Origin of the sequence: Noviherbaspirillum humi, assembly GCF_900188095.1 — a bacterium.
Lineage (GTDB): Bacteria > Pseudomonadota > Gammaproteobacteria > Burkholderiales > Burkholderiaceae_D > Noviherbaspirillum > Noviherbaspirillum humi.
Genome location: NZ_FZOT01000002.1, coordinates 422,383 through 443,540, shown reverse-complemented (window position 1 = coordinate 443,540; position 21,158 = coordinate 422,383). Strand labels below are relative to the sequence as shown.

Annotated in this window: 26 protein-coding genes and 1 tRNA gene; 18 read left to right on the top strand and 9 right to left on the bottom strand. The window is 61.8% G+C overall.

Annotated elements, in window-relative coordinates; translation table 11 throughout:
* Positions 1-50 precede the first annotated feature (50 nt).
* Positions 51-413, bottom strand: a complete 363-nt coding sequence (locus tag CHB88_RS05380; protein ID WP_089398252.1) for a hypothetical protein — start codon at positions 411-413, stop codon at positions 51-53.
* 218 nt (positions 414-631) lie between these two features.
* On the opposite strand from CHB88_RS05380, the gene CHB88_RS05375 reads away from it, so the two are divergent.
* The 7 genes from CHB88_RS05375 to CHB88_RS05345 all read left to right on the top strand — a co-directional run bounded on the left by CHB88_RS05375 (position 632) and on the right by CHB88_RS05345 (position 6,636).
* On the top strand, positions 632-1,015 hold the full coding sequence (locus CHB88_RS05375; protein WP_089398251.1) for a guanyl-specific ribonuclease: 384 nt from the start codon (positions 632-634) through the stop codon (positions 1,013-1,015).
* Between the two features lie 3 nt (positions 1,016-1,018).
* Entirely contained in the window at positions 1,019-1,477 is a 459-nt protein-coding gene (locus CHB88_RS05370) for a barstar family protein (RefSeq protein WP_245844751.1), read from the top strand.
* Between the two features lie 83 nt (positions 1,478-1,560).
* Positions 1,561-2,190 carry a phosphoribosylglycinamide formyltransferase gene (gene purN, locus CHB88_RS05365; RefSeq protein WP_089398250.1) on the top strand — a complete coding sequence of 210 codons (630 nt, stop codon included), beginning with the start codon at positions 1,561-1,563 and terminating at the stop codon, positions 2,188-2,190.
* 12 nt (positions 2,191-2,202) lie between these two features.
* Positions 2,203-3,459, top strand: a complete 1,257-nt coding sequence (locus tag CHB88_RS05360) for an RsmB/NOP family class I SAM-dependent RNA methyltransferase (RefSeq protein ID WP_089398249.1) — start codon at positions 2,203-2,205, stop codon at positions 3,457-3,459.
* Positions 3,456-4,013, top strand: a complete 558-nt coding sequence (locus CHB88_RS05355) for a phospholipase D family nuclease (protein WP_089398248.1) — start codon at positions 3,456-3,458, stop codon at positions 4,011-4,013. The genes CHB88_RS05360 and CHB88_RS05355 overlap by 4 nt, the downstream gene beginning before the upstream one ends.
* Positions 4,013-5,350: a mechanosensitive ion channel family protein gene (locus CHB88_RS05350; RefSeq protein WP_089398247.1), complete on the top strand. Its 1,338-nt coding sequence runs from the start codon at positions 4,013-4,015 to the stop codon at positions 5,348-5,350. The genes CHB88_RS05355 and CHB88_RS05350 overlap by 1 nt, the downstream gene beginning before the upstream one ends.
* 98 nt (positions 5,351-5,448) lie before the next feature.
* Complete coding sequence (locus CHB88_RS05345) at positions 5,449-6,636, top strand: DesA family fatty acid desaturase (protein ID WP_089398246.1); 1,188 nt, start codon at positions 5,449-5,451, stop codon at positions 6,634-6,636.
* Positions 6,637-6,781: 145 nt separating this feature from the next.
* Here CHB88_RS05345 and rpmG read toward each other — a convergent pair whose 3' ends face one another.
* From rpmG to radC, 3 genes are all read right to left on the bottom strand, one after another.
* On the bottom strand, positions 6,782-6,949 hold the full coding sequence (gene rpmG / locus CHB88_RS05340; RefSeq protein ID WP_089398245.1) for a 50S ribosomal protein L33: 168 nt from the start codon (positions 6,947-6,949) through the stop codon (positions 6,782-6,784).
* 23 nt (positions 6,950-6,972) lie between these two features.
* Positions 6,973-7,209, bottom strand: a complete 237-nt coding sequence (rpmB, locus tag CHB88_RS05335) for a 50S ribosomal protein L28 (RefSeq protein WP_089398244.1) — start codon at positions 7,207-7,209, stop codon at positions 6,973-6,975.
* Between the two features lie 143 nt (positions 7,210-7,352).
* Entirely contained in the window at positions 7,353-8,027 is a 675-nt protein-coding gene (gene radC / locus CHB88_RS05330; RefSeq protein WP_089398243.1) for a RadC family protein, read from the bottom strand.
* 157 nt (positions 8,028-8,184) lie between these two features.
* Between radC and CHB88_RS05325 the strand changes: the two genes are divergently transcribed.
* From CHB88_RS05325 to CHB88_RS05300, 6 genes are all read left to right on the top strand, one after another.
* Positions 8,185-8,634, top strand: coding sequence for an FKBP-type peptidyl-prolyl cis-trans isomerase (locus CHB88_RS05325; RefSeq protein WP_089398242.1), 450 nt, complete (start codon positions 8,185-8,187; stop codon positions 8,632-8,634).
* Positions 8,635-8,651: 17 nt separating this feature from the next.
* On the top strand, positions 8,652-9,593 hold the full coding sequence (ispH, locus tag CHB88_RS05320) for a 4-hydroxy-3-methylbut-2-enyl diphosphate reductase (RefSeq protein ID WP_089398241.1): 942 nt from the start codon (positions 8,652-8,654) through the stop codon (positions 9,591-9,593).
* A 397-nt stretch (positions 9,594-9,990) separates the two neighbouring features.
* Positions 9,991-10,920, top strand: a complete 930-nt coding sequence (locus CHB88_RS05315; RefSeq protein ID WP_089398240.1) for a branched-chain amino acid ABC transporter permease — start codon at positions 9,991-9,993, stop codon at positions 10,918-10,920.
* 9 nt (positions 10,921-10,929) lie between these two features.
* Entirely contained in the window at positions 10,930-12,150 is a 1,221-nt protein-coding gene (locus CHB88_RS05310; protein WP_089398239.1) for an ABC transporter permease subunit, read from the top strand.
* A gap of 8 nt (positions 12,151-12,158) precedes the next feature.
* Complete coding sequence (locus tag CHB88_RS05305) at positions 12,159-12,929, top strand: ABC transporter ATP-binding protein (RefSeq protein ID WP_089398238.1); 771 nt, start codon at positions 12,159-12,161, stop codon at positions 12,927-12,929.
* Positions 12,929-13,654: an ABC transporter ATP-binding protein gene (locus CHB88_RS05300; protein WP_089398237.1), complete on the top strand. Its 726-nt coding sequence runs from the start codon at positions 12,929-12,931 to the stop codon at positions 13,652-13,654. Before CHB88_RS05305 ends, CHB88_RS05300 begins: the two co-directional genes overlap by 1 nt.
* Before the next feature lie 76 nt (positions 13,655-13,730).
* Here the strand turns inward: CHB88_RS05300 and CHB88_RS05295 are convergent, their stop codons facing one another.
* Positions 13,731-14,042: a YkvA family protein gene (locus tag CHB88_RS05295; protein ID WP_089398236.1), complete on the bottom strand. Its 312-nt coding sequence runs from the start codon at positions 14,040-14,042 to the stop codon at positions 13,731-13,733.
* 187 nt (positions 14,043-14,229) lie between these two features.
* Between CHB88_RS05295 and CHB88_RS05290 the strand changes: the two genes are divergently transcribed.
* Positions 14,230-14,925 (top strand): fumarylacetoacetate hydrolase family protein, encoded by a 696-nt coding sequence (locus CHB88_RS05290; RefSeq protein WP_089398235.1) that lies wholly within the window; start codon positions 14,230-14,232, stop codon positions 14,923-14,925.
* Positions 14,926-14,975: 50 nt separating this feature from the next.
* Positions 14,976-15,641, top strand: coding sequence for a maleylacetoacetate isomerase (maiA, locus tag CHB88_RS05285; RefSeq protein ID WP_089398503.1), 666 nt, complete (start codon positions 14,976-14,978; stop codon positions 15,639-15,641).
* Between the two features lie 162 nt (positions 15,642-15,803).
* On the opposite strand, the gene CHB88_RS24200 is transcribed toward maiA, so the two are convergent.
* Positions 15,804-16,193 carry a hypothetical protein gene (locus CHB88_RS24200; RefSeq protein WP_143131134.1) on the bottom strand — a complete coding sequence of 130 codons (390 nt, stop codon included), beginning with the start codon at positions 16,191-16,193 and terminating at the stop codon, positions 15,804-15,806.
* Between CHB88_RS24200 and CHB88_RS25065 the strand changes: the two genes are divergently transcribed.
* Complete coding sequence (locus CHB88_RS25065; RefSeq protein WP_176442325.1) at positions 16,192-16,365, top strand: hypothetical protein; 174 nt, start codon at positions 16,192-16,194, stop codon at positions 16,363-16,365. The genes CHB88_RS24200 and CHB88_RS25065 overlap by 2 nt on opposite strands.
* Positions 16,366-16,427: 62 nt before the next feature.
* Here the strand turns inward: CHB88_RS25065 and CHB88_RS05275 are convergent, their stop codons facing one another.
* Positions 16,428-16,967, bottom strand: a complete 540-nt coding sequence (locus tag CHB88_RS05275) for a protease complex subunit PrcB family protein (RefSeq protein WP_089398233.1) — start codon at positions 16,965-16,967, stop codon at positions 16,428-16,430.
* A gap of 220 nt (positions 16,968-17,187) precedes the next feature.
* Between CHB88_RS05275 and CHB88_RS05270 the strand changes: the two genes are divergently transcribed.
* Positions 17,188-18,075, top strand: a complete 888-nt coding sequence (locus CHB88_RS05270) for a D-hexose-6-phosphate mutarotase (RefSeq protein WP_089398232.1) — start codon at positions 17,188-17,190, stop codon at positions 18,073-18,075.
* Positions 18,076-18,158: 83 nt separating this feature from the next.
* On the opposite strand, the gene CHB88_RS05265 is transcribed toward CHB88_RS05270, so the two are convergent.
* A tRNA-Arg gene (locus CHB88_RS05265) sits at positions 18,159-18,233 on the bottom strand.
* Between the two features lie 145 nt (positions 18,234-18,378).
* Between CHB88_RS05265 and CHB88_RS05260 the strand changes: the two genes are divergently transcribed.
* On the top strand, positions 18,379-20,292 hold the full coding sequence (locus CHB88_RS05260) for an ATP-binding cassette domain-containing protein (RefSeq protein WP_089398231.1): 1,914 nt from the start codon (positions 18,379-18,381) through the stop codon (positions 20,290-20,292).
* Positions 20,293-20,313: 21 nt separating this feature from the next.
* Here CHB88_RS05260 and CHB88_RS05255 read toward each other — a convergent pair whose 3' ends face one another.
* Positions 20,314-21,153 carry a SirB1 family protein gene (locus CHB88_RS05255; protein WP_089398230.1) on the bottom strand — a complete coding sequence of 280 codons (840 nt, stop codon included), beginning with the start codon at positions 21,151-21,153 and terminating at the stop codon, positions 20,314-20,316.
* Between the last annotated feature and the right edge of the window lie 5 nt (positions 21,154-21,158).

Sequence of the window (21,158 nt, the reverse complement as noted above, 5' to 3'; positions counted from 1 at the left end):
AAGCGACTGGAGTGACTGGAGCGACTGGAGCGGCGAATGCCGCAATCCAATCAATAGCCGTAGCGGTAATAGGGCTGAGGGTGGTAGTGATGGTGGTGATGCCTGTGCGGCGGTCCGTACTGGAGCACCGCACCAGGGGGAACCACGACCACCGGCGGCGCGACATAAGCCGGCTGAGTTTGGTAATAAGTAGGCCCGACATAAACCGGTTGGCGCGGGTCGATATAAGTAACGGAAGGCTGCGGCTGGACATACACCTGAGGCGGCGGGACGTACACCGGGCGTGGCGCCGGGAATGCCGTGCCGACGTTGACCGACCAGTTCACATGACCGTTGGCGAACGCCAGCGGCGTACCGGCAACGAGCCCCAGTGCAATCGCAAACTTGGCGAAACGGGCGAGGGAAAGTTTCATGATGGCTCCGAAATGTTCTATGTTCATTTAACGCGCGAGACGTCACAAAGGACAGGAAAAGCCGGTTCAACAGCAGTAATTATTGCAACAAAATGTATCTATTGCTGTTGATAAAGCCAGTTACCGTTTCTTTACCGCATTTTTGTGAGTTTTGATGGGCAAATGCTTTTATCATAGCCATTTGTCAAGCTAAAGGTCTTGTCAGAAGGTCAACCACCATGCGGAACTTTATCGTTGTCTTCCTCAGGTTTTTCATCCTGCTTTGCCTATCCCTCGGCGTCGCTTTACCTGTGCATGCAAGGCAAGATCCTGGATTACCAACGATCTCGATCGGCGAATTGCCGGAAGAAGCACGTCACACCATCCTGCTGATCCGGACCGGCGGACCGTTTCCCTACCCCAAGGATGGTGTTGTTTTTGGCAATTATGAAGGGGTTTTGCCCAAGCAAAAGCGCGGGTATTATCATGAATTCACGGTAAAAACCCCTGGCGTTCGCAACCGCGGCGCGCGTCGCATCATCACCGGTGGGGAAGTGAGGGCACCTTCGGAGTTTTACTATACGGAAGACCATTACCAGTCATTCAAACGCGTCAAAGAGTGAGTCATGCGAGTCGAATCCCTGCAAACGGAACCAGCGAAAATGCTTGCGCCAGTCGAGGAAGACATGAGCTTGTTCAGGACCGTTCCTCCCAACGTCGTGCAATCGATCCGCGCATTCAGGGTGCCTGAACTGCAACAGGAGGCGGCGAGGCTGGGCTACCATTTCCTCTATGCCTATTGCGCCGAAGCCGTGACGAAGCAACAGGTGCTGGCCTGCATCGCCGAGGCGTTTCACTTTCCCAGGCATTTTGGCAAGAATTTCGACGCCCTGGCTGACTGTCTGACCGATCTGGCTTTCAAATCAGGCCAGCAGCCGGGTTTCCTAGTCGTGATCGAACAATTGCCCAATACGCCCAAGTTCGACCGCGAAGCGCGTGAAACCCTGCTCGACGTGTTCCGTGATGCCGCTGACTTCTGGGCGGAAAAGAAGGTACCGTTCCGCGTTTTCTACTCCTTCCAGTAAGCACTTCTCATCGCCTGACTTCCCCCGCAATAGCCGGCTCCGCGCCGGCTTTGTGTTTTGGTCCTTACGGTACAATGCGCGCCATGAAAAACATCGTTATCCTCATCTCCGGACGAGGCAGCAACATGGAAGCGATCGTTCGCGTCGCCCGGGAACAGGGATGGCCTTGCAAGATCGCTGCCGTCATCAGCAACCGACCGGATGCTTCCGGCCTGGCTTTCGCCGCCGAACATAGCATTCCTACCGTTGCACTCTTCCACAAGGAGTTCCCCAGCCGCGAAGCGTTCGACGCCGCCCTGCAGCGCGAGATCGACGCCTTTCAGCCAGACCTCGTGGTGCTCGCCGGCTTCATGCGCATCCTCACGCCCGGATTCGTGGAGCATTACGCCGGCCGCATGCTCAATATCCATCCTTCCCTGCTGCCAAGCTTTCCCGGCCTTGCAACTCACCGGCAGGCGCTGCAAGCGGGCGTCAAAGTGCATGGCGCGACCGTGCATTTCGTCACGCCCGACCTCGACCATGGCCCCATCGTTGCTCAGGCTTGCGTGCCGGTTTTGCCGGACGACAGCGAGGAAAGCCTTGCCGCCCGGGTGCTGGAACAGGAGCACCTCATCTATCCGCAGGCAGTGCGCAGCTTCGTCGAAGGCCGCCTGTCCCTGCAAAACGGCGTCGTTCGGATCGCAGAACCGGCCGAAGCATCTGCCGTCATATAAAGAAAGACTTCCATGAGATTGCCACCCTTTGTCGTTTCCCATACCGAGGAAGTCCTGCGCGAGATACTGCGCTTCACTGGCCCGGCCGACGTCGTTCTGTCGCGCTACTTTCGTGAGAATCCCAAGCTGGGCGGACGGGAGCGCGGCGCGGTGGCCGAGGCGGTGTATGCCGTGCTGCGCAACAAGCTGATGTACGCCAGCTTCGCAGAATCCGGCGTCGGCCCGGCGATGCGCCGCCAGGCGCTGCTTGGCCTCGGTGAAACCGTCGGCGCCGATGCCATCGGCGGCCTGTCCGAAGAAGAGGCAGCCTGGCTCAAGCGCATCGCCCAGATCGACCGCACGACTCTGCCGTTGGGACTTCAACTCAATCTTCCGCCCTGGCTTCAGGAGCGCTTGACGCAGCAGCTCGGTGAAGCGCAGTTGCTGGCGCTCACCGGGGCGTTGAACCGGCAGGCACCGCTCGATCTGCGCGTCAATGCGCTGAAAGCGAAGCGCGAGCCGGTGCTGGCTGAGCTGACGGCGGCGGGCATCGTCTGCGAGGCCACGCCATTCTCGCCGCTCGGCATCCGCATCCGCCGCAAGCCGGCGCTGCAGAACATGCCGCTGTTCCAGGACGGCGCGATCGAAGTGCAGGACGAAGGCAGCCAGCTGCTGGCCCAGATCACCGGCGCCAAGCGGGGCGAGCTGGTGATCGATTTCTGCGCCGGCGCTGGCGGCAAGACCCTGGCGCTTGGCGCCGCGATGCGCAATACCGGTCGTCTTTATGCGCTCGATGTGTCGGAGAAGCGCCTGGCCAAGCTCAAGCCGCGCCTGGCGCGCAGCGGCCTGTCGAACGTGCATCCGGTCGTCATCGCCCATGAGAACGACACCAAGGTCAAGCGCATGGCGGGCAAGGCTGACCGCGTGCTGGTGGATGCGCCGTGCAGCGGCCTCGGCACCCTGCGCCGCAATCCCGACATGAAGTGGCGCCAGACGCCGGAGTCGGTGATCGAACTCAATGCCAAGCAGCAGGCCATCCTGGCGAGCGCTGCGCGGCTGGTGAAGCCGGGCGGTCGCCTGGTGTACGCCACTTGCAGCCTGCTGGAAGAGGAGAATGAAGCCATCGCTGCGCAATTCATCGCCGCCAATCCCGCGTTCCGCCTGGTGCCTATGCAGCAGATACTGGAAGAGCAGAAGATTGCCCTCGAAATGGGCGACTACCTGAAGCTGCTGCCGCAGGTGCACGAGACCGACGGCTTCTTCAGCGCGGTGTTCGAACGCAGCGCATGAGGACAAGACTGGCGCTGATCTGCCTGCTGGGCGCGGTCGGTCTGCCGGCCGGCGCGCGCGGCAGCGATTCGGTGCCGGTACTGCCGCTGCATGGCACCGTCCAGGCAGCGTTTGCCCCTTGGGATGATTCCGAAGCATTGATCGAAGATGCGCTGGGCACTGCCCGGCGCGACATCCTGGTTCAGGCCTATCTGCTGACGAGCAAGCGGATTGGCGCCGCGCTGCTCGCCGCGCATCGGCGCGGCGTGGCGGTGCGCATCCTGGCCGACGCCGATCAGCATGAAAAGACGCCTTCCAGCCAGCTGCCGAAGCTCGCTGCCGCCGGCTTGCCGATCTGGCTGGAAACCCGCTACCAGAATGCCCACAACAAGATCATCGTGATCGATGCCCACGGCGCCGAGCCGGCCGTCATCACCGGCAGCTACAATTTCACCTGGACCGCGCAGCACAAGAATGCGGAAAACCTGCTGATCATACGCGGCAGCCCGGAGCTGGCGCTGCGCTATGCTTCGAACTGGGAGCGGCACCGGCGCGACGCCATGCCCTACAAATAATGAAAAACACCCTGCTGTCCGAATTCGTCGCCGACATCTGGAGCGATCTGCATGACGCCAGCCTGCTGTGGCAGCTGGCTGCCCTGGCATTGTGCTTCGCCATCGGCTGGGGCGTTTCGCGGCTGCTGCATGGGCGGCTGAAGGGACGCGGCGATGGCAGGCGGGCGGTGCGCCTCGGGCTGGAGGGCTTCGCCCGCATCCTGTGGCCGCTGGTAACGCTGGCCCTGATTGCCGGCGTCACGCCGCTGTTCGCGCAGTGGCGCCATGCCAACCTGCTGCGCCTGGCGATACCGCTGGTGGGATCCTTCGCCGTCATCCGCCTGGTATTTCACGTGCTGCGCCGGGTGTTTGCCCGCGGCGGCGAAGCGGGGGCGCTGCTGCTGCTGGCCGAGCGCATCTTCGCTGCCCTCGTCTGGGTTGGCGTGGCGCTCTATGTCACCGGGTTGTGGCCAGAACTGGCGCGCTACCTGGATCACAATACCTTGCCCATCGGACGCCACCAGGTTTCGCTGCTGGTCATCCTGCAGGCGGGGGCATCCGTCGCGGTGACACTGATGCTGGCGCTGTGGGCTGGCACGCTGTTGGAAGAGCGGCTGATGCGCATGGACAGCCTGCATTCCTCGCTGCGGGTGGTGATGGCGCGGGCGGGAAGGGCGCTGCTGATCCTGGTGGCGGTGCTGCTCAGCCTGTCGCTGGTCGGCATCGACCTGACCGTCCTCTCGGTGTTCGGCGGCGCCCTCGGCGTCGGCCTCGGCCTCGGTTTGCAGAAACTCGCCAGCAGCTACGTTTCCGGCTTCGTCATCCTGCTCGAGCGCAGTCTCGCGATCGGCGACATCGTCACCATCGACAAGTATTCCGGCCAGGTGACCCGCATCAATACCCGCTACACCATCGTGCGCAGCCCGGACGGAACCGAAACGGTGATACCGAACGACCTGCTGGTGTCGTCTCCCGTGCAGAACTATTCGCTTACCGACCGCACCTTGCGTCTGGCTACCCGGATCACGGTGTCCTATGAGACCGATATCGAGGCGGTCATCACTGTGCTGGAGCGCGCCGCTGCCTCAGTAGCCCGGGTGGCCGCCAGCCCGGCGCCAAGTGTGCTGCTGGTAAAGTTCGAGCCGGACGGCATCGAACTCGAAACCGGCTTCTGGATCGATGACCCGGAGAACGGAAGAGGAAATGTGCTGTCTGAAGTGAACCGGGCCATATGGAAAGCCTTCAAGGCCCACGGCATTCAAGTGCCTTATCCGCAAAGGGAAATTCGTTTAGTTGATGGACGTGCCAATCTGCAGAACGAAGCCGTGCCCTTGTCAGAAAGAACGTCCAGCGATTAATCAAAAGGCGTACAATCTGGTGCAAAATGTTGTATGCCGGTTGCTTGTTTATCAAGTTTCCGGCGGCAAAAACTTTCGTTCGTATGATTGGAAAAACAATGTTAGATGCAGTCCTGGAGTTTCTGTCCAACGGTCTGGCCAAAGCCAGCGCCTGGCAAATCATTGCCTGCACGCTGATCCTCACCCACATCACCATCGCCAGCGTCACCATCTTCCTGCACCGCTGCCAGGCGCATCGCGCGCTTGAATTGCATGCGATTCCGAGCCATTTCTTCCGCTTCTGGCTCTGGCTGACCACCGGCATGGTGACCAAGGAGTGGGCGGCCATCCATCGCAAGCACCATGCCAAGTGCGAAACCCCGGAAGATCCGCACAGCCCGCAGACGCGCGGCATCAAGAAGGTGTTCTTCGAGGGCGCCGAACTTTACCGTGCCGAATCCAAGAATCGTGAAACCATGGAGAAGTACGGCCATGGCACTCCTGACGACTGGGTCGAGCGTAATGTTTACAGCAAGTACCAATGGCAGGGCGTGGGCCTGATGCTGATCATCGATGTCATGCTGTTCGGCGTGGTCGGCCTGTCGGTCTGGGCGGTGCAGATGCTCTGGATCCCGGTGACCGCCGCCGGCATCATCAACGGCATCGGCCACTTCTGGGGCTACCGCAATTACGACTGCAGCGATGCATCGAGGAACATCTTCCCGATCGGCATCATCATTGGCGGCGAGGAACTGCACAACAACCACCATACCTTCGGCACGTCGGCCAAGCTATCGTCCAAATGGTATGAGTTCGACATCGGCTGGCTGTATATCCGCATTCTCGAGACCCTGGGCCTGGCCAAGGTGAAGAAGGTCGCGCCGGCACCGAAGTTCGACCGCCAGAAGCTGAGCGCCGACTTCGATACCCTGCAATCCGTCATCGCCAATCGCTATGACGTCATGTCGAAGTATGCCAAGTCGGTGAAAGCCGCCTGGCGCGAGGAAGTGCAGCATCTGTCCACCAAGGTCGAGCCCATGTTCCTGAAATCCTCGCGCAAGCTCCTGCAGCGCGAGCCGGCCAAGCTGGAAGCTCCGCAGCAGCAGCAGTTGGCGGAACTGCTTTCCCACAGCAAGGCGCTGAAGACCATGCACGACATGCGCGTGGAACTGGCGGCCATCTGGGAGCGTTCCAATGCCAGCCGCGAACAGCTGCTGCACCAGCTTCAGGACTGGTGCGTCCGGGCCGAAGCCTCCGGCATCAAGGCGCTGCGGGATTTCTCCCTGCGCCTGCGCAGCTACGCTTGAACAGGAAACGGGCGGCGCGCTGCCGCCCAGTAGCTTATTCTGCCGATGGGGGCGTAGAAGCCCGCGCTGGCAAAAGCGAAAGAAGCAGCCCAAAAAACAAAGCCCCGCATCTGCGGGGCTTTTGCTTTGTACTGCCGGAGGCGGCTTACTTGATCTTGGTTTCCTTGTAGATCACGTGCTTGCGCGCCTTGGGATCGAACTTCATGATCTCCATTTTTTCCGGAGTGGTGCGCTTGTTCTTGGTGGTGGTGTAGAAGTGACCGGTGCCGGCGGTGGACTCCAGCTTGATCTTGTCGCGGTTGGTTTTTGCCATGATAGTTTCCTAGAAATGTCCGCTTAGATTTTTTCGCCGCGTGCGCGCATGTCGGCCAGAACGGCGTCGATGCCGACTTTGTCGATTACACGCAGGCCGGCGTTGGAAACGCGCAGCGAAACCCAGCGGTTTTCGGATTCAACGAAGATACGGCGGTTTTGCAGGTTCGGCAGAAAACGGCGCTTGGTCTTGTTGTTGGCGTGGGAAACGTTGTTGCCCACCATGGGGCCCTTTCCCGTCACTTGGCAAACACGTGCCATATCAAACTCCTTAGAAAGCTTTCCGAATTTGGAAAAAACGAGAGTGTATGGGAAAAATCGATCTTTTTCAATGACTTGCGAAAAATAAGTGTGTCAATGAACTGATCGTGATTTAACAATTGGTTTTGCGCTCCGGCGTTGCGCTAGATTTGCCCATGGTCGGCGAAGGAATAGGCTTCACTACCAGCGATGACGAGATGATCGAGCAAACGAACATCAACCAGCGTCAGGGCCTGCTTCAATGCCTGCGTCAGGTGCAGATCGGCAGCACTCGGCTCGCAGGAGCCGGAAGGGTGGTTATGCGCCAGGATGACGGCTGCGGCATTATGCGCCAGCGCATCCTTCACGACTTCGCGCGGGTAGACGCTGGCATGCGTCAGCGTGCCACGGAACAGTTCTTTCGAGGCGATCAGCCGATTCTTGACGTCGAGGAAAAGTACGGTGAAGGACTCATAGGGCTTGCGTGCCATCGATAACTGCAGGTAGCGCTGCACCGCTTGGGGACTGCTGAGGGCACAGCCGGCCTTCAGGTCCTCGCCGAGCGCGCGCCTGGCCAGCTCCATCACCGCCTGCAGTTGCGCATATTTAGCCGCTCCCAAGCCCGGTATGGCGGAGAAGTCGCGCAGGGAGGCGGAGAAGAGCCGGTTCAGCGAACCGAAGTGCATCACCATCTCCCGCGCCAGATCGACCGCGCTCTTGCCGGCAATGCCGACTCGCAGAAATACGGCCAGCAATTCTGCATCCGACAAGGCATCGGCGCCATGCCGGATCAAGCGCTCGCGTGGCCGCTGGTCCTCCGGCCAGTCAGTGATCGCCATTGAAGCTATCGGCATTCATGAAGTCTGCATCCCTATGCATCTGCATTCCCATCCTTTCGAGCCGCATAAAGTTTCAAATTTTACAACAATGTCCCTGCTTCCAGCCTGCCGTCGGCGGGTAGCTTAGAATAGCGGCCTAGCTCTTTTTGGAACTACCATGTCTTCTTCCCCTGTCGTCACGCCCAGCGCTTATCTCACTCTGCATTACCGTCTCGCTTCCCTGGATGGGGAAGACATCGTCAGCACCTTCCAGGACACGCCGGCGACGCTTCAGCTCGGCACCGGTCAGCTCGCGCCATCGCTCGAGGCCTGCCTCCTCGGGCTGGAGGAGGGCACGCATCGTACTTTCGAGCTCGCGCCCGAGCAGGCTTTCGGTCCGCGCAATCCGGAACTGCTGCAGCGGGTATCGCGCAAGACCCTGGAGGAAAACTCGCAGCTGGGCGAGGAATACAGCATCGGGGACTTGGTAGAGTTCGCGGCGCCGGGCGGCGGCCGCTTCGCAGGCGTGCTGCGGGAAATCGATGCCGACGGCGCGCTGTTCGACTTCAATCATCCTCTGGCGGGCCAGCCGGTGAAGTTCGAAGTGAAAATCATCGGTGTAATGTGACGGAGCGAGGAACGGCCATGGAAAAGGAAATCCTGCTTGCCCAGCCGCGCGGCTTCTGCGCCGGCGTGGACCGTGCGATCGAGATCGTGGAGCGGGCGCTGGCGGAGTTCGGCGCCCCGGTTTATGTGCGCCACGAGATCGTGCACAACGCGTATGTGGTGAACGACCTTCGTACCAAGGGCGCGATATTCATCGAGAAGCTGGAGGATGTCCCGTCCGGCAGCATTTTGATTTTTTCCGCGCATGGCGTGTCCAAGGCGGTGCAGGATGATGCGGCACAGCGTGGCCTCAGGATTTACGACGCCACCTGCCCGCTAGTGACCAAGGTCCACGTCGAGGTCGGCAAGATGCGGCGCGATGGCCGGGAGATCATCATGATCGGCCATGCCGGACACCCGGAAGTGGAAGGCACCATGGGTCAGGCCGACGCCGGCATGCATCTGGTCGAATCGGTGGAGGATGTGGAACGGCTGCAGGTCGCCGATCCCGATGAGCTCGCCTATGTCACGCAGACCACGCTCTCGGTCGACGATACCGCCGACATCATCGCCGCCCTCAAGCGTCGCTTCCCTGCCATCGCCGAGCCGAAGAAGGGCGATATCTGCTATGCGACCACCAACCGGCAGGAGGCGGTGAAGTTCATGGCGCCGCAGGTCGATATGGTGATCGTGGTCGGCAGTCCCAACAGCTCCAATTCCAACCGGTTGCGCGAAGTCGCGGAAAAGCGCGGGACCACCGCCTACATGGTTGACAACGCCAGCCAGATCGATCCCGCCTGGCTGGAGGACAAGCGCCGCATCGGCGTCACCGCTGGCGCCTCCGCGCCCGAGGTGCTGGTGCAGGCAGTGATCGAGCAGCTCAAGCATCTGGGCGCGCAGAGCGTGCGCACGCTTGAAGGCGTGGAGGAGAACGTCACCTTCCCGTTGCCCAAGGGTTTGTCCGCCGCCCGTCCCGCCTGACTCCGCGATGCCGGCCATGCCGGCGCCGGCATGCCCTCCGACATGACCGCGCTCCAGCCGGATGGCTGGAGTCTGCGCATGGCCAATCCGCCTCGATAATTAATTGTTCATCCTCATCCCCGCCATTACAATGCGGATGCCCGCGCCTGAGCACTGGCTGCGGCGCATGACTCCGCGCCGCTTTCTGATCCGGAAAGGTGCGTGGCGGTGGACTGAAAGTTGCTAGCCAATAAAGGCCGCGCATCGAAGCATGCGCTCCATGAACAACCGCAGAAAGGTGTTACCGATGTCGAACGTCACGCGAACTGCGCAGGCGGCTCCACCCTGCCTTAAACAGGTCCGGCATGCTTTTCCCGGCGTTGGGCGCTCCATCCGGTTCACCGCAAGGGGATAGTCAATGGAAGTCCTTCTGCAGCAGATCATCAATGGCTTGGTCCTGGGCAGCATGTACGCGCTGGTGGCGCTCGGCTACACCATGGTCTACGGCGTGCTCAACCTGATCAACTTCGCACATGGCGACGTGCTGATGATAGGCGCGATGGTCGGCACCACCATCCTGCGCATCGTCCAGGAAGTGGCGCCCGGCTTGCCTGGTGTGGTCAAGCTGCTGATCGCCATCGTCGGCGCCATTCCGGTGTGCGTGGTCGTCAACGTGCTGATCGAGCGCATCGCCTACCGCCGCCTGCGCAATGCGCCGCGCCTGGCGCCGCTGATCACCGCCATCGGCGTCTCCATCCTGCTGCAGACCTTCGCCATGATGATCTGGGGCCGCAGCCCGGTCCCCTTTCCGCAGGTGATGCCGACCGATCCGCTCAACATCGGCGGCGCCCTGATCTCGCCGACCCAGATCATGCTGTTGGCGCTGGCGGCCCTGTCGATGATCGGCCTGGTGCTGCTGGTCGAGCGCACCCGCATGGGCCGCGCGATGCGCGCCACCGCAGAGAATCCGCGTGTGGCCGGGCTGATGGGCGTGGATGCCAACCGTGTCATCGTCTTCACCTTCGCCATCGGCGCCGCGTTGGCGGCCATCGCCGGCGTGATGTGGGGCGCCAACTATGCGTCGGCACAGTTTGCCATGGGTTTCGTGCCCGGACTGAAGGCCTTCTCCGCGGCGGTCCTGGGCGGGATCGGCAACATTTACGGCGCCATGGTGGGCGGCATCCTGCTCGGCCTGATCGAAAGCCTGGGCGCCGGCTACATCGGCGATTTCACCAACGGCTTCCTGGGCAGCAATTACCAGGACATCTTCGCGTTCATCGTGCTCATCATCGTGCTGACGCTGCGCCCATCCGGCATCATGGGCGAACGCGTCGCAGACCGCGCCTAAGGGGGCAGCATGTCCTACCTCTTCGATACCCGCCACAATCCGCGCAAGGCCATCATCAGCTTCGCCATCCTCGGCGTCGTGCTCCTGGCCTTTCCCTTCATCGCTTCCCAGTTCGGCAATTCCTGGGTGCGCATCATGGACCTGGCGCTGCTCTACATCATGCTGGCGCTCGGACTCAACATCGTGGTCGGCTTCGCCGGTCTGCTCGACCTCGGCTATATCGCCTTCTACGCCCTCGGCGCCTACATGGCCGGCTTGCTGGCCTCGCCGCAATTCGCCACCGTGCTCGAATCGATCGTCAGCCAGTATCCGGACGCCGGCAATGCGCTCAGCGCCCTGGTCGGGGAAGACGTCACCAAGAATGGCATCCATCTGTCGGTGTGGCTGATCGTGCCGTTGAGCGCGGCGGTGGCGGCGCTGTTCGGCGCGCTGCTGGGCGCGCCCACGCTCAAGCTGCGCGGCGACTACCTCGCCATCGTCACCCTCGGCTTCGGCGAGATCATCCGCATCTTCATGAACAACCTGAACGCGCCGGTCAACATCACCAACGGTCCGCAGGGCATCAACATGATCGATCCGGTGCGCATTGGCGGCCTGTCGCTGGCGGGGGAGGCGGGATCGCGCGCCACGGTGCACCTCGGGCCGATCTCCATGCCCTCGGTAAACGCCTATTACTTCCTGTTCCTGGCATTGTGCGCGATCACCGTCATCATCTCGGTGCGGCTGCAGCACTCGCGTCTGGGCCGTGCCTGGGTCGCCATCCGCGAGGATGAAATCGCCGCCAAGGCGATGGGCATCAACACCCGCAACATCAAGCTGCTGGCGTTCGCCATGGGCGCTTCCTTCGGCGGCGTCGCCGGCGCCATGTTCGCCGCCTTTCAGGGTTTCGTCTCGCCGGAATCCTTTTCGCTGACCGAGTCCATCGCGGTGCTGGCCATGGTGGTTCTCGGAGGGATGGGCCACATTCCGGGCGTCATTCTCGGCGGCGCCATCCTCGCCGCGCTGCCTGAAGTGCTGCGGCATGTGGTGGAGCCGATGCAGAAATCCATTTTCGGCCAGGTGCTGATCGAAGCCGAAGTGCTGCGCCAGCTGCTCTACGGCTTGGCGATGGTGGTGATCATGCTGCGCCGTCCGGAAGGCCTGTGGCCGTCGCCGCGCATGGAAGACCGCATGACGGCCAGCGGCAAGCCTGCCGACGGGAAGAAGGAAGCCACCGCGCTGGCGGGCTGAGGAGAAGCATGGAGCGACCAGTCATACTCAACATCGCCGGCGTCACCAAGCGTTTCGGCGGCCTGCAGGCGCTGTCGGATGTCAGCGTGAAAATCATGCAGGGCCAGATCTACGGTTTGATCGGCCCCAACGGCGCCGGCAAGACCACCTTCTTCAATGTCATCACCGGCCTGTACCAGCCGGACAGCGGCACCTTCGAGCTGGCCGGCAAGCCTTACTCGCCGTCGGCGCCGCACGAGGTGGCCAAGGCCGGCATCGCCCGCACCTTCCAGAATATCCGCCTGTTCAGCGAAATGACGGCGCTGGAAAACGTCATGGTGGGCCGCCATGTGCGCACCCGCCAGGGCGTGCTCGGTGCGATCCTGCAGCACCGCGCCGCGCGCGAGGAGGAGGCGGCGATCCGCAACCGGGCGATGGAGCTGCTTGACTTTGTCGGCATCGCCCAGTTCGCGCACCGCACTTCGCGCCATCTATCCTACGGCGATCAGCGCCGGCTCGAGATCGCGCGTGCGCTGGCCACCGAGCCACAGCTGCTGGCGCTCGATGAGCCGGCTGCCGGCATGAATGCGACCGAGAAGCTGGCGCTGCGCGAGCTGCTTCTGAAAATCAAGGCCGAGGGCAAGACCATCCTGCTGATCGAGCATGACGTCAAGCTGGTCATGGGCCTGTGCGACCGTCTCACCGTGCTCGACTACGGCAAGCCGATCGCCGAAGGCATCCCGGCCGAGGTGCAGAAAAATCCGGCGGTGATCGAAGCGTATCTCGGAGGGGGCCACTGATGCAGCAGAATGTCCTCAAGGTCAGCGGCCTGAAGATTGCCTACGGCGGCATCCAGGCGGTAAAGGGCATCGACCTCGAAGTGAATCAGGGCGAGCTGGTGACGCTGATCGGCGCCAACGGCGCCGGCAAGACCACGACCCTCAAGGCGATCACCGGCACCCTGCCGCAATGCCGGGTCGAAGGGCAGATCATTTATGGCGGCGAACCGGTGCAAGGCATGAATTCGTTCAAGCTGGTTCAGCGCGGCCTGGCCATGGTGCCGGAAGGACGCGGCGTGTTCACCCGCATGTCCATCCATGAAAACCTGCTGATGGGCGCCTATCTGCGCGACGACAAGGACGGCATCGCCGCCGATGTCGACAAGTGGTTCGGCATCTTCCCGCGCTTGAAGGAGCGGCGCGACCAGCTTGCCGGTACGCTCTCCGGCGGCGAGCAGCAGATGCTGGCGATGGCGCGGGCATTGATGTGCCATCCGAAGCTGTTGCTGCTGGATGAGCCGTCGATGGGCTTGTCGCCCATCATGGTGGAAAAAATCTTCGAGGTGGTGCGTACCGTTTCCGCCCAGGGCGTCACCATCCTGCTGGTGGAGCAGAACGCGAAACTGGCGCTGCAGGCGGCGCACCGCGGCTATGTGATGGACTCGGGCCTCATTACCATGCACGGCAAGGGCCAGGACATGCTGGACGATCCCAAAGTCAGGGCGGCCTATCTGGGTGAAGCATAGACGCGCCGTTCGCTGCAACGAAAACGCCCGCCGATCGGCGGGCGTTTTGCATTCGGGAATGAAAGCGGAGATCGGGTCAGTTGCGCGCCCGTCGGAATGACCAGCGCGACATCACGCGTTCGGTTGCGTTGCGCGCTTCCTGCAAGGCCGGCTGCGGCAGCAATTTGAGCAACGCCGGAACGCCGAAGGCGAGCAGGGTGACGTCATCCACCAAGCCCAACAGCGGTATGCCGTCGGGCAGCAAATCGATCGGGCTCAGCGCATACAGGCCGAGCAGCACTGCGGCCAGCTTCAAGCCGCCGGGCGTGCCGGGGTGGCGGATGGCGAACCACAGCGTCACCAGATCGCGGCCAGTGGCGCGCAGCAATCGGCTCAGACGATAAAACATGGCAATCCTTTCGCATGGGGTTGTCGATACTTCATCCGCCCGCCGCGGTGTTCCGCCTCGGGCCACACCTATATGCGGACCGGCGGCGAAATCAAAAGACCTTTTTGCGTCCGTCCTGCCATACGCGCCGCACTTGCCAGTGGCATAATCGAACGCTTGACACAACAACATCCATCCAGGAGGCAAGATGAGTTTCGTTTTCCCGCCCAAAGCCCCAGCCGCAGTGCCGGTGTTCAACAGCGCTGACCAGTTCCCGGTGCATCGCATCTACTGCGTCGGCCGCAATTACGTCGAGCATGCCAAGGAAATGGGCTTCACCGGGCGCGAGGCGCCGTTCTTCTTCCAGAAACCGGCCGACAGCATTTTGCCGGTGCCGTATGGCGCGACCGGTGAAATGCCTTACCCGCCAATGACAAGCGATCTGCATCATGAAATCGAGCTGGTGGTGGCTATCGGCAAGGCCGGGCGCAACATCGCTGCCGCCGATGCGCAGCAGCATATCTGGGGCTATGCCGTCGGTCTGGACATGACCCGCCGTGATCTGCAAGGCGAGGCGAAGAAGCTTGGTCGCCCTTGGGATACCGGCAAGGCCTTCGACCTGTCGGCGCCGATCGCGCCGCTGCATCCGGTGACGCAGACAGGGCCGCTGAATCAAGGTGGCATTACCCTCAAGGTCAACGGGGAAATGCGCCAGAACAGCGATGTCGACAAGCTGATATGGAACGTGGCGGAAACGATCGAGCACCTGTCGAAGTATTTCGAATTGCAGCCGGGCGACCTGATCTATACCGGCACGCCGGAAGGGGTGGCGGCGGTGAAGCAAGGCGACCTGCTGGAAGGCGCCATTGCCGGACTGGGCGAACTCAAGGTCCGTATCGTTTGAACATCTTGATGCAGGCCGGCCATATCCGGCTCGGCCCGCAGGAAGAACGCATGAAACTCTACAGTTATTTCCGCAGCTCGGCTTCCTACCGCGTGCGCATCGCGCTGAACCTCAAGGGCATGGCGCACGACATCATCCCGGTGCACCTGCTGAAGAACGGCGGCGAGCAGTTCGCCCCCGAGTTCCGCAAGCTCAATGCTGACGCCCTGGTGCCGGTATTGGTGGATGAGGAAGCCGACGCCGATGCTGTTCGCAGCGTGCTGACCCAATCGCTGGCCATCATCGAATACCTCGATGAAACCCACCCCGAGCCACGCCTGTTGCCGGCCGATCCGCTGGACCGCGCTCATGTGCGCAGCATTGCGCTTTCCATCGCCTGCGACATCCATCCGCTCAACAACCTGCGCATCCTGCGCTACCTGGTGCGGGAGCTGAAAGTAAGCGAGGACGACAAGAACGCCTGGTACCGCCACTGGTGCGAACAGGGCTTGGCGGCGCTGGAAGCCCGCTTGGCGAATGACCCGCGCACCGGGACCTTCTGCTATGGCGACACCCCGACCCTCGCGGATTGCTGCCTGGTGCCGCAGATCGCCAATGCCAAGCGTCTGAATTGCGACCTGTCGGGCATGCCGACGCTGCTGCGCATCAGTGATGCCTGCAATGCCTTGCCGGCGTTTGAACAGGCGGCACCCGGCAATCAGCCCGATGCCGAATAGTCGCTGACGTATCGGCAAACAGGAAACGCCGGCGCGTCATGAAAAGGCAGCGCCGGTAAAGAGCCGGCGTTCGGCGGTCGTTACACCGCTTTCCGAGTACACCGATTCCCGAGCGCCTGCCTTGTTTTTGAATGAAGGCGGCACGCAGCCCCCGAAATTGCGTCAGCGGGTGCCGCCTCCCATGCTGCCGGGGGTGGTCGTTCCCATCGACGAGCCTCCCGATGGCCGCATGCCGCTGCCCGAAGGCGGTGAGGCGGCCGAGTCGGACGATGTGCCGCCGGACATTGGCGTGACGCTGCTGCGGATGCCGCCGGCGGTCCCGCTCGAACCGGAGGCGGTATCGGGATTCTTCATCGCATCCTTGGCATAAGCCAAATCGCTTTGAAGGTTTTGTTTGGCCTCCTTCATGCAGGAAGTCCGCTCACCGGCGCTCATGGAGCGGCATGCGGCCAAGGCTTCCTGGTAGGCGGCCTGCGCTTCCTTGCGGGAGGTGTTATAGCGCTGCTGCGGCGTACTGTCCGGCACCATTTGCCGCGCTTCGGAGCGAGACATGGCTGTGTTCGAGGCATCGGCGGCGCTTGCTGCCAGCGGCATGCTGCAAAGGGCAGCGGCTGCCCAGGCAGCGGGGACTATCAATCTTGTTGCCTTCATGGTCATCTCCTCAAAGCAAATCCACATGACACGGACCCTCTTGCCAAGGCCCGACTTTCAACCATTTGCTTAGAACAATGACAAGTGACGGAGTTCGGATGTTCCATTCCTTTGCCCGCCATACCGGCGTGGATGTCAGGGCTGCTTGAGAAACCGCACTTCACCGGCGAAAGCTGCGGTCGTAATCAAATGGCTGGGCGCGGTCAAGGCCTGAGCGCACATGGACTGCGGTCCAGGGGTTTCTTCCTGGTAGCGTACCGTCATCACGCCCTGGTCCAGTGTGATTTCGCGTACCTGGATGCCATGGCAACCGTTCGGCTTGGTGCCGGCGAATACGCCGATCACCATCTGCCGTGCCAGATCGACGGATGGCTGGGATGGCGCCGGAGTGATCAGCCGGGTATGGACCCGCCAGAGATCCGACCAGCCGTTTTGATCGCGCACCACCGTGAGCAGCGGTTGTTCGACTCCCGAATAGCTGCTTCGATCCAGCGTCTCGAAGGGTAGGCTCTGCACCGGCGCCGTACCGGAAAGACTTTGAGAGGCCTGGAAGGATGAATTGGATGGCACCGGTCCGGCGCCTCCGCATCCGCCAAGCAGAAGCGTAAAGACGCAGAGCGCGAAAACGCCACGGCGGGAGGAGAGTGGCTGTCTTGAATGTCGATGCATGCTCATGATGAACCGGGCCTTTGTCGCTGTTGCAATCAGGGAAGATCAATTGGACACCCTGCCTCCGGTCTCCGCCTTAAGCAGGAACAAGACCGGCGCGGGGAGAACTGTGACGCCGGACGGCGTGCGCACGCATGCATGCCGTTCGTGGTCACAAGGTTGATGCAGATGACATCTGCCCGTGCCTGGCAGTGATACATTTCGATTTTTTTCCTCTTCCGCCGCCATGTCATTAGTCATTTCCGGAACCTTCAGCCACGATTCCTTGCAAGGCTTCGCCGGCATTCGCTTGGCCGATCGCGCCTCCTCTGCATTCGTTGCCCGGCAAGGGGCGCAAGTCCTTTCCTGGAAGGCGGTGGATGGCAAGGAACGCCTTTACCTGTCGCCGATCTCCGGCGGCCGCAGGGCAGGAGATGATGCGGCTCGATTGGCAGCGGCCATCCGGGGCGGGTCTCCAGTCTGCTTTCCGCAGTTTTCGGATCGCGGTCCGCTTCTCAAGCATGGTTTTGCCAGGGCGCTCGACTGGAGGCATGAATCCGCATCACCGTCAGCGAGATTCGTGCTCGCGGATGACGAATTGACGCGGCAGCATTGGCCCCATTCGTTTCATGCAGAGATCGCCGTCTCGCTGGAAGCAGATCGCTTGACCATCGCCCTCCATGTCCGAAATACAGGCGAATCTCCCTGGTCGTTCACCGGCGCCTTGCATACGTATCTGGCGGTGGACGACATCCTTCGCACGCAAGTCCAGGGGCTTGAAAACACCAGGTATCAGGATGCCACGGCGGGAAATGTGGAGCGGGTGCAGCAGCAAGCGCTGCTGGCAATCGACGCGGAAGTCGATCGCGTGTATCTCGCGCCGTCGAAGAAATTGATGCTGCTGGAAGCGGGACAGCCGACATTGGCTGTGGAGCAGGAAGGGTTCGAGGACACCGTGGTCTGGAACCCCGGGCCTGAAAAGTGTCGTGCCCTGAAGGACATGCCGGACGAGGACTGGAAGCGGATGCTCTGCATCGAGGCGGCGCAGGTGGCAAGACCGGTGCTTCTTCTGCCAAGCCAGGAATGGCGCGGCAGCCAGTCAATGCGCTTGGTGCGGCAAGCCACGGCAGGATGAACCAAGAAGCCTGATTTATCGCCTAAACGATGATCCGATCGCAGAGGTCAGTAGAACCGCCGCGCGGCGAGCGCTGAGAGAGGTGGTCCCGCCGCCGGGAATCGAACCCAGATCTAGCGCTTAGGAGGCACTCGTTCTATCCATTGAACTACGGCGAGACACGTTGATGCCGGCCGGCATGCCGGTCGGAGACGAGATTATAGCCGAGTGTGAACCCGAATTTGCTTCCATGGCATCGGCTGTCGGTACAATGCGGCTTCTTTTTTCAATTGTCCCGGCGCGCCGGGCGTACCAGGTTCGTTTATGGCGGTCATCTCCTTAACCAATGCACAACTCGCGTTCGGCCACGTGGCCTTGCTGGATCATGCCGAGTTTTCTCTCGAAGCCGGCGAACGGGTCGGACTGATCGGTCGCAATGGCACCGGCAAGTCTTCCTTGCTGAAGATTATTGCCGGCCGGTCCAGGCTGGACGACGGCCTGATGGTAATGCAGCAGGGCGTGAAGATTGCGTACGTCGAGCAGGAACCGCAGTTCCCGCCGGAGATGAACGTGTTCGATGCGGTCGCCTCGGGCCTCGGCGATACCCAGGCACTGCTCAACGAGTACAACGACATCGCCGGTCGCCTCGGCGGCAGCGACGATGCGGCGCTCATGGAGCGCATGCACGACCTGCAGGTGAAGCTTGACGCGACTGACGCATGGAACATGTCGAACCGGGTGGAGACCACGCTGGCACGCCTCAACCTGTCGGGCGATGCGCTGATCGGGACGCTGTCGGGCGGCACGCAGAAACGGGTGGCATTGGCCTGCGCGCTGGTCGGCCTGCCGGACGTGCTGCTGCTGGACGAGCCGACCAACCATCTCGATTTCACCTCCATCCTGTGGCTGGAGAACCTGCTGCGCGAGTACAAGGGCTCGGTGCTGTTCATCACGCACGACCGCTCCTTCCTCGATAACATCGCCACCCGCATCGTCGAACTCGACCGCGGCCGCCTGCTGTCCTTTCCAGGCAACTTCAGTACCTACCAGCAGCGCAAGGCGGAACAGCTGGAAATCGAAGCGATTGAGAACGCCAAGTTCGACAAGTTTCTGGCGCAGGAAGAAGTCTGGATCCGCAAGGGCGTGGAAGCGCGACGCACCCGCAATGAAGGACGCGTCAGGCGGCTGGAGGAATTGCGCCGCACGCGCGTTGCGCGGCGTGACCAGCAGGGCCAGGTGAAGCTGGATGTGGCCACCGGCGAGCGTTCCGGCAAAGTGGTCGCGGAACTGATCGGCGTATCCAAGCGCTACGGCGACAAGGTCATCGTGCGCGACTTCAGTTCAACCCTCCTGCGTGGCGACAAGATCGGCCTGATCGGTCCGAACGGCGCCGGCAAAACCACGCTGCTCAAGCTCATTCTCGGCGAGGAAGCGCCGGACGGCGGCACGGTGAAGCAGGGCAGCCGGCTGCAGATCGCCTACTTCGATCAGATGCGCGCCCAGCTGAACGATGAAGCCAGTCTTGCCGACACCATCTCGCCGGGCAGCGACTGGGTCGAGATCAATGGCCAGCGCCGGCACGTGATGACTTATCTCTCGGACTTCCTGTTCGCACCGGAGCGCTCACGCTCGCCGGTGAAGTCGCTCTCGGGCGGCGAGCGCAACCGGCTGCTGCTGGCGCGCCTGTTCGCCAAGCCGGCCAACGTGCTGGTGCTTGACGAGCCGACCAATGACCTCGACATCGATACCCTGGAGCTGCTGGAAGAGCTGCTGCAGGACTATGCGGGAACGGTGTTCCTCGTCAGCCATGACCGTACCTTCCTGGACAACGTGGTGACCCAGGTCATCGTCGCTGAAGGCGATGGCCTCTGGCGTGAATATGTCGGCGGCTACAGCGATTGGGAACGGGTGCGTCCGGCTGCCGCGCCAAATGTGCAGGCGAAGCCGCAAAAGCCGGAACCGAAGGCGGAAAACAGGGCTGCCGAACCGGCTGCCTCGGCTGTTAAGGCGAAGAAGCTGAGCTACAAGGAGCAGCGCGAACTGGAAGCGCTGCCGGCGCTGATCGAATCGCTCGAAACCGAGCAGCAGGACATTACCCGGAAGCTTGCCGACCCCGACCTGTACCAGAAGGATCCGGCAGCGGCGCAGCGCCTCAACGAACGCTATGCCGAGATCGATGAATTGCTGATGGAAAGCCTGGAGAAATGGGAGGCGATGGAGGCGCGCGCCAAAGGCTAGCCAACGCCGCGCCGGCGTTCATTACTGCAGGCGCCGCAGCGCGTCCCGCAAGCCGGGCAGGCGCCGGCGAAGGTCTTCCGTGTCCGAGGCATGAGGCCGTTCGTCGATGTAAGCCTCCAGGTCGTCGAGCGCTTCCCGCGGCGCGTCCAGGTGGGCATAGGCCAGGCCGCGGTCGCGGCGCTCGGTCACTTCGCCCGGCAGAAGGATAACCAGCCTTTGCTGGACGCCGAGCAGGTGCTGCCAGCGCTGCTGTTCCGTGAACAGCATTTTCAGGTTGCGCAGCATGCGCACCAGGATGTCGCGCGGATGCGCTGCATGCAGGTAAGCGCCGATCGGCAGCGTGGCAGGATAGGCCTGGTTGCGGGTGAAGGGCTCCAGCCGCTCTTCGAGGTCCTCCCGCGACAGGCTGATGCCGTTGAACGGGTCCAGCACCACATCGCCAGACTGTACAGACAGTTTCATCAGGAAATGCCCGGGAAACGAAATGCCCTTGACGTTCAATCCCACCTGCTGCGCCATCTCCATGTAGATCACCGCCAGCGAGATCGGGATGCCGCGCCGGGTATGAATCACCCGGTGAAGGTAACTGTTGTCCGGGTCGTAGTAATTGTTGACGTTTCCCGCGAAGCCCAATTCCTGGTAGAAGTAGTGGTTCAGCATACGCAGCTTCTGGATGCTGGAGGCATCCGGCGCCAGGCGCTTCTGCAGGCGGGCGGCGAAGGTATCGACCTCGGCCTGCACGGCTGCCAGGTCGAGATAGGGATCGGCGTCCTGGGCGATCGACAGGGCAGCCTCGAACAAGGGGATGGAATCGTCCTGCTGCACCAGTGATGCAAAGTAATCGAGCGATTGGATCATCATATAGA

What these genes read in the sequence shown, in the direction of transcription:
- rpmG (WP_089398245.1), bottom strand. Translation starts at nt 6,949, where the DNA reads ATGGCAAAAACCAACCGCGACAAGATCAAGCTGGAGTCCACCGCCGGC.
- CHB88_RS05355 (WP_089398248.1), top strand. Translation starts at nt 3,456, where the DNA reads ATGAGGACAAGACTGGCGCTGATCTGCCTGCTGGGCGCGGTCGGTCTG.
- CHB88_RS05315 (WP_089398240.1), top strand. Translation starts at nt 9,991, where the DNA reads ATGGAAGTCCTTCTGCAGCAGATCATCAATGGCTTGGTCCTGGGCAGC.
- CHB88_RS05300 (WP_089398237.1), top strand. Translation starts at nt 12,929, where the DNA reads ATGCAGCAGAATGTCCTCAAGGTCAGCGGCCTGAAGATTGCCTACGGC.
- CHB88_RS24200 (WP_143131134.1), bottom strand. Translation starts at nt 16,193, where the DNA reads ATGTCTCGCTCCGAAGCGCGGCAAATGGTGCCGGACAGTACGCCGCAG.
- purN (WP_089398250.1), top strand. Translation starts at nt 1,561, where the DNA reads ATGAAAAACATCGTTATCCTCATCTCCGGACGAGGCAGCAACATGGAA.
- CHB88_RS05380 (WP_089398252.1), bottom strand. Translation starts at nt 413, where the DNA reads ATGAAACTTTCCCTCGCCCGTTTCGCCAAGTTTGCGATTGCACTGGGG.
- maiA (WP_089398503.1), top strand. Translation starts at nt 14,976, where the DNA reads ATGAAACTCTACAGTTATTTCCGCAGCTCGGCTTCCTACCGCGTGCGC.
- CHB88_RS05275 (WP_089398233.1), bottom strand. Translation starts at nt 16,967, where the DNA reads ATGAGCATGCATCGACATTCAAGACAGCCACTCTCCTCCCGCCGTGGC.
- ispH (WP_089398241.1), top strand. Translation starts at nt 8,652, where the DNA reads ATGGAAAAGGAAATCCTGCTTGCCCAGCCGCGCGGCTTCTGCGCCGGC.
- CHB88_RS05360 (WP_089398249.1), top strand. Translation starts at nt 2,203, where the DNA reads ATGAGATTGCCACCCTTTGTCGTTTCCCATACCGAGGAAGTCCTGCGC.
- CHB88_RS05350 (WP_089398247.1), top strand. Translation starts at nt 4,013, where the DNA reads ATGAAAAACACCCTGCTGTCCGAATTCGTCGCCGACATCTGGAGCGAT.
- CHB88_RS25065 (WP_176442325.1), top strand. Translation starts at nt 16,192, where the DNA reads ATGGCTGTGTTCGAGGCATCGGCGGCGCTTGCTGCCAGCGGCATGCTG.
- rpmB (WP_089398244.1), bottom strand. Translation starts at nt 7,209, where the DNA reads ATGGCACGTGTTTGCCAAGTGACGGGAAAGGGCCCCATGGTGGGCAAC.
- radC (WP_089398243.1), bottom strand. Translation starts at nt 8,027, where the DNA reads ATGGCGATCACTGACTGGCCGGAGGACCAGCGGCCACGCGAGCGCTTG.
- CHB88_RS05325 (WP_089398242.1), top strand. Translation starts at nt 8,185, where the DNA reads ATGTCTTCTTCCCCTGTCGTCACGCCCAGCGCTTATCTCACTCTGCAT.
- CHB88_RS05305 (WP_089398238.1), top strand. Translation starts at nt 12,159, where the DNA reads ATGGAGCGACCAGTCATACTCAACATCGCCGGCGTCACCAAGCGTTTC.
- CHB88_RS05295 (WP_089398236.1), bottom strand. Translation starts at nt 14,042, where the DNA reads ATGTTTTATCGTCTGAGCCGATTGCTGCGCGCCACTGGCCGCGATCTG.
- CHB88_RS05260 (WP_089398231.1), top strand. Translation starts at nt 18,379, where the DNA reads ATGGCGGTCATCTCCTTAACCAATGCACAACTCGCGTTCGGCCACGTG.
- CHB88_RS05310 (WP_089398239.1), top strand. Translation starts at nt 10,930, where the DNA reads ATGTCCTACCTCTTCGATACCCGCCACAATCCGCGCAAGGCCATCATC.
- CHB88_RS05375 (WP_089398251.1), top strand. Translation starts at nt 632, where the DNA reads ATGCGGAACTTTATCGTTGTCTTCCTCAGGTTTTTCATCCTGCTTTGC.
- CHB88_RS05255 (WP_089398230.1), bottom strand. Translation starts at nt 21,153, where the DNA reads ATGATGATCCAATCGCTCGATTACTTTGCATCACTGGTGCAGCAGGAC.
- CHB88_RS05370 (WP_245844751.1), top strand. Translation starts at nt 1,019, where the DNA reads ATGCGAGTCGAATCCCTGCAAACGGAACCAGCGAAAATGCTTGCGCCA.
- CHB88_RS05290 (WP_089398235.1), top strand. Translation starts at nt 14,230, where the DNA reads ATGAGTTTCGTTTTCCCGCCCAAAGCCCCAGCCGCAGTGCCGGTGTTC.
- CHB88_RS05270 (WP_089398232.1), top strand. Translation starts at nt 17,188, where the DNA reads ATGTCATTAGTCATTTCCGGAACCTTCAGCCACGATTCCTTGCAAGGC.
- CHB88_RS05345 (WP_089398246.1), top strand. Translation starts at nt 5,449, where the DNA reads ATGTTAGATGCAGTCCTGGAGTTTCTGTCCAACGGTCTGGCCAAAGCC.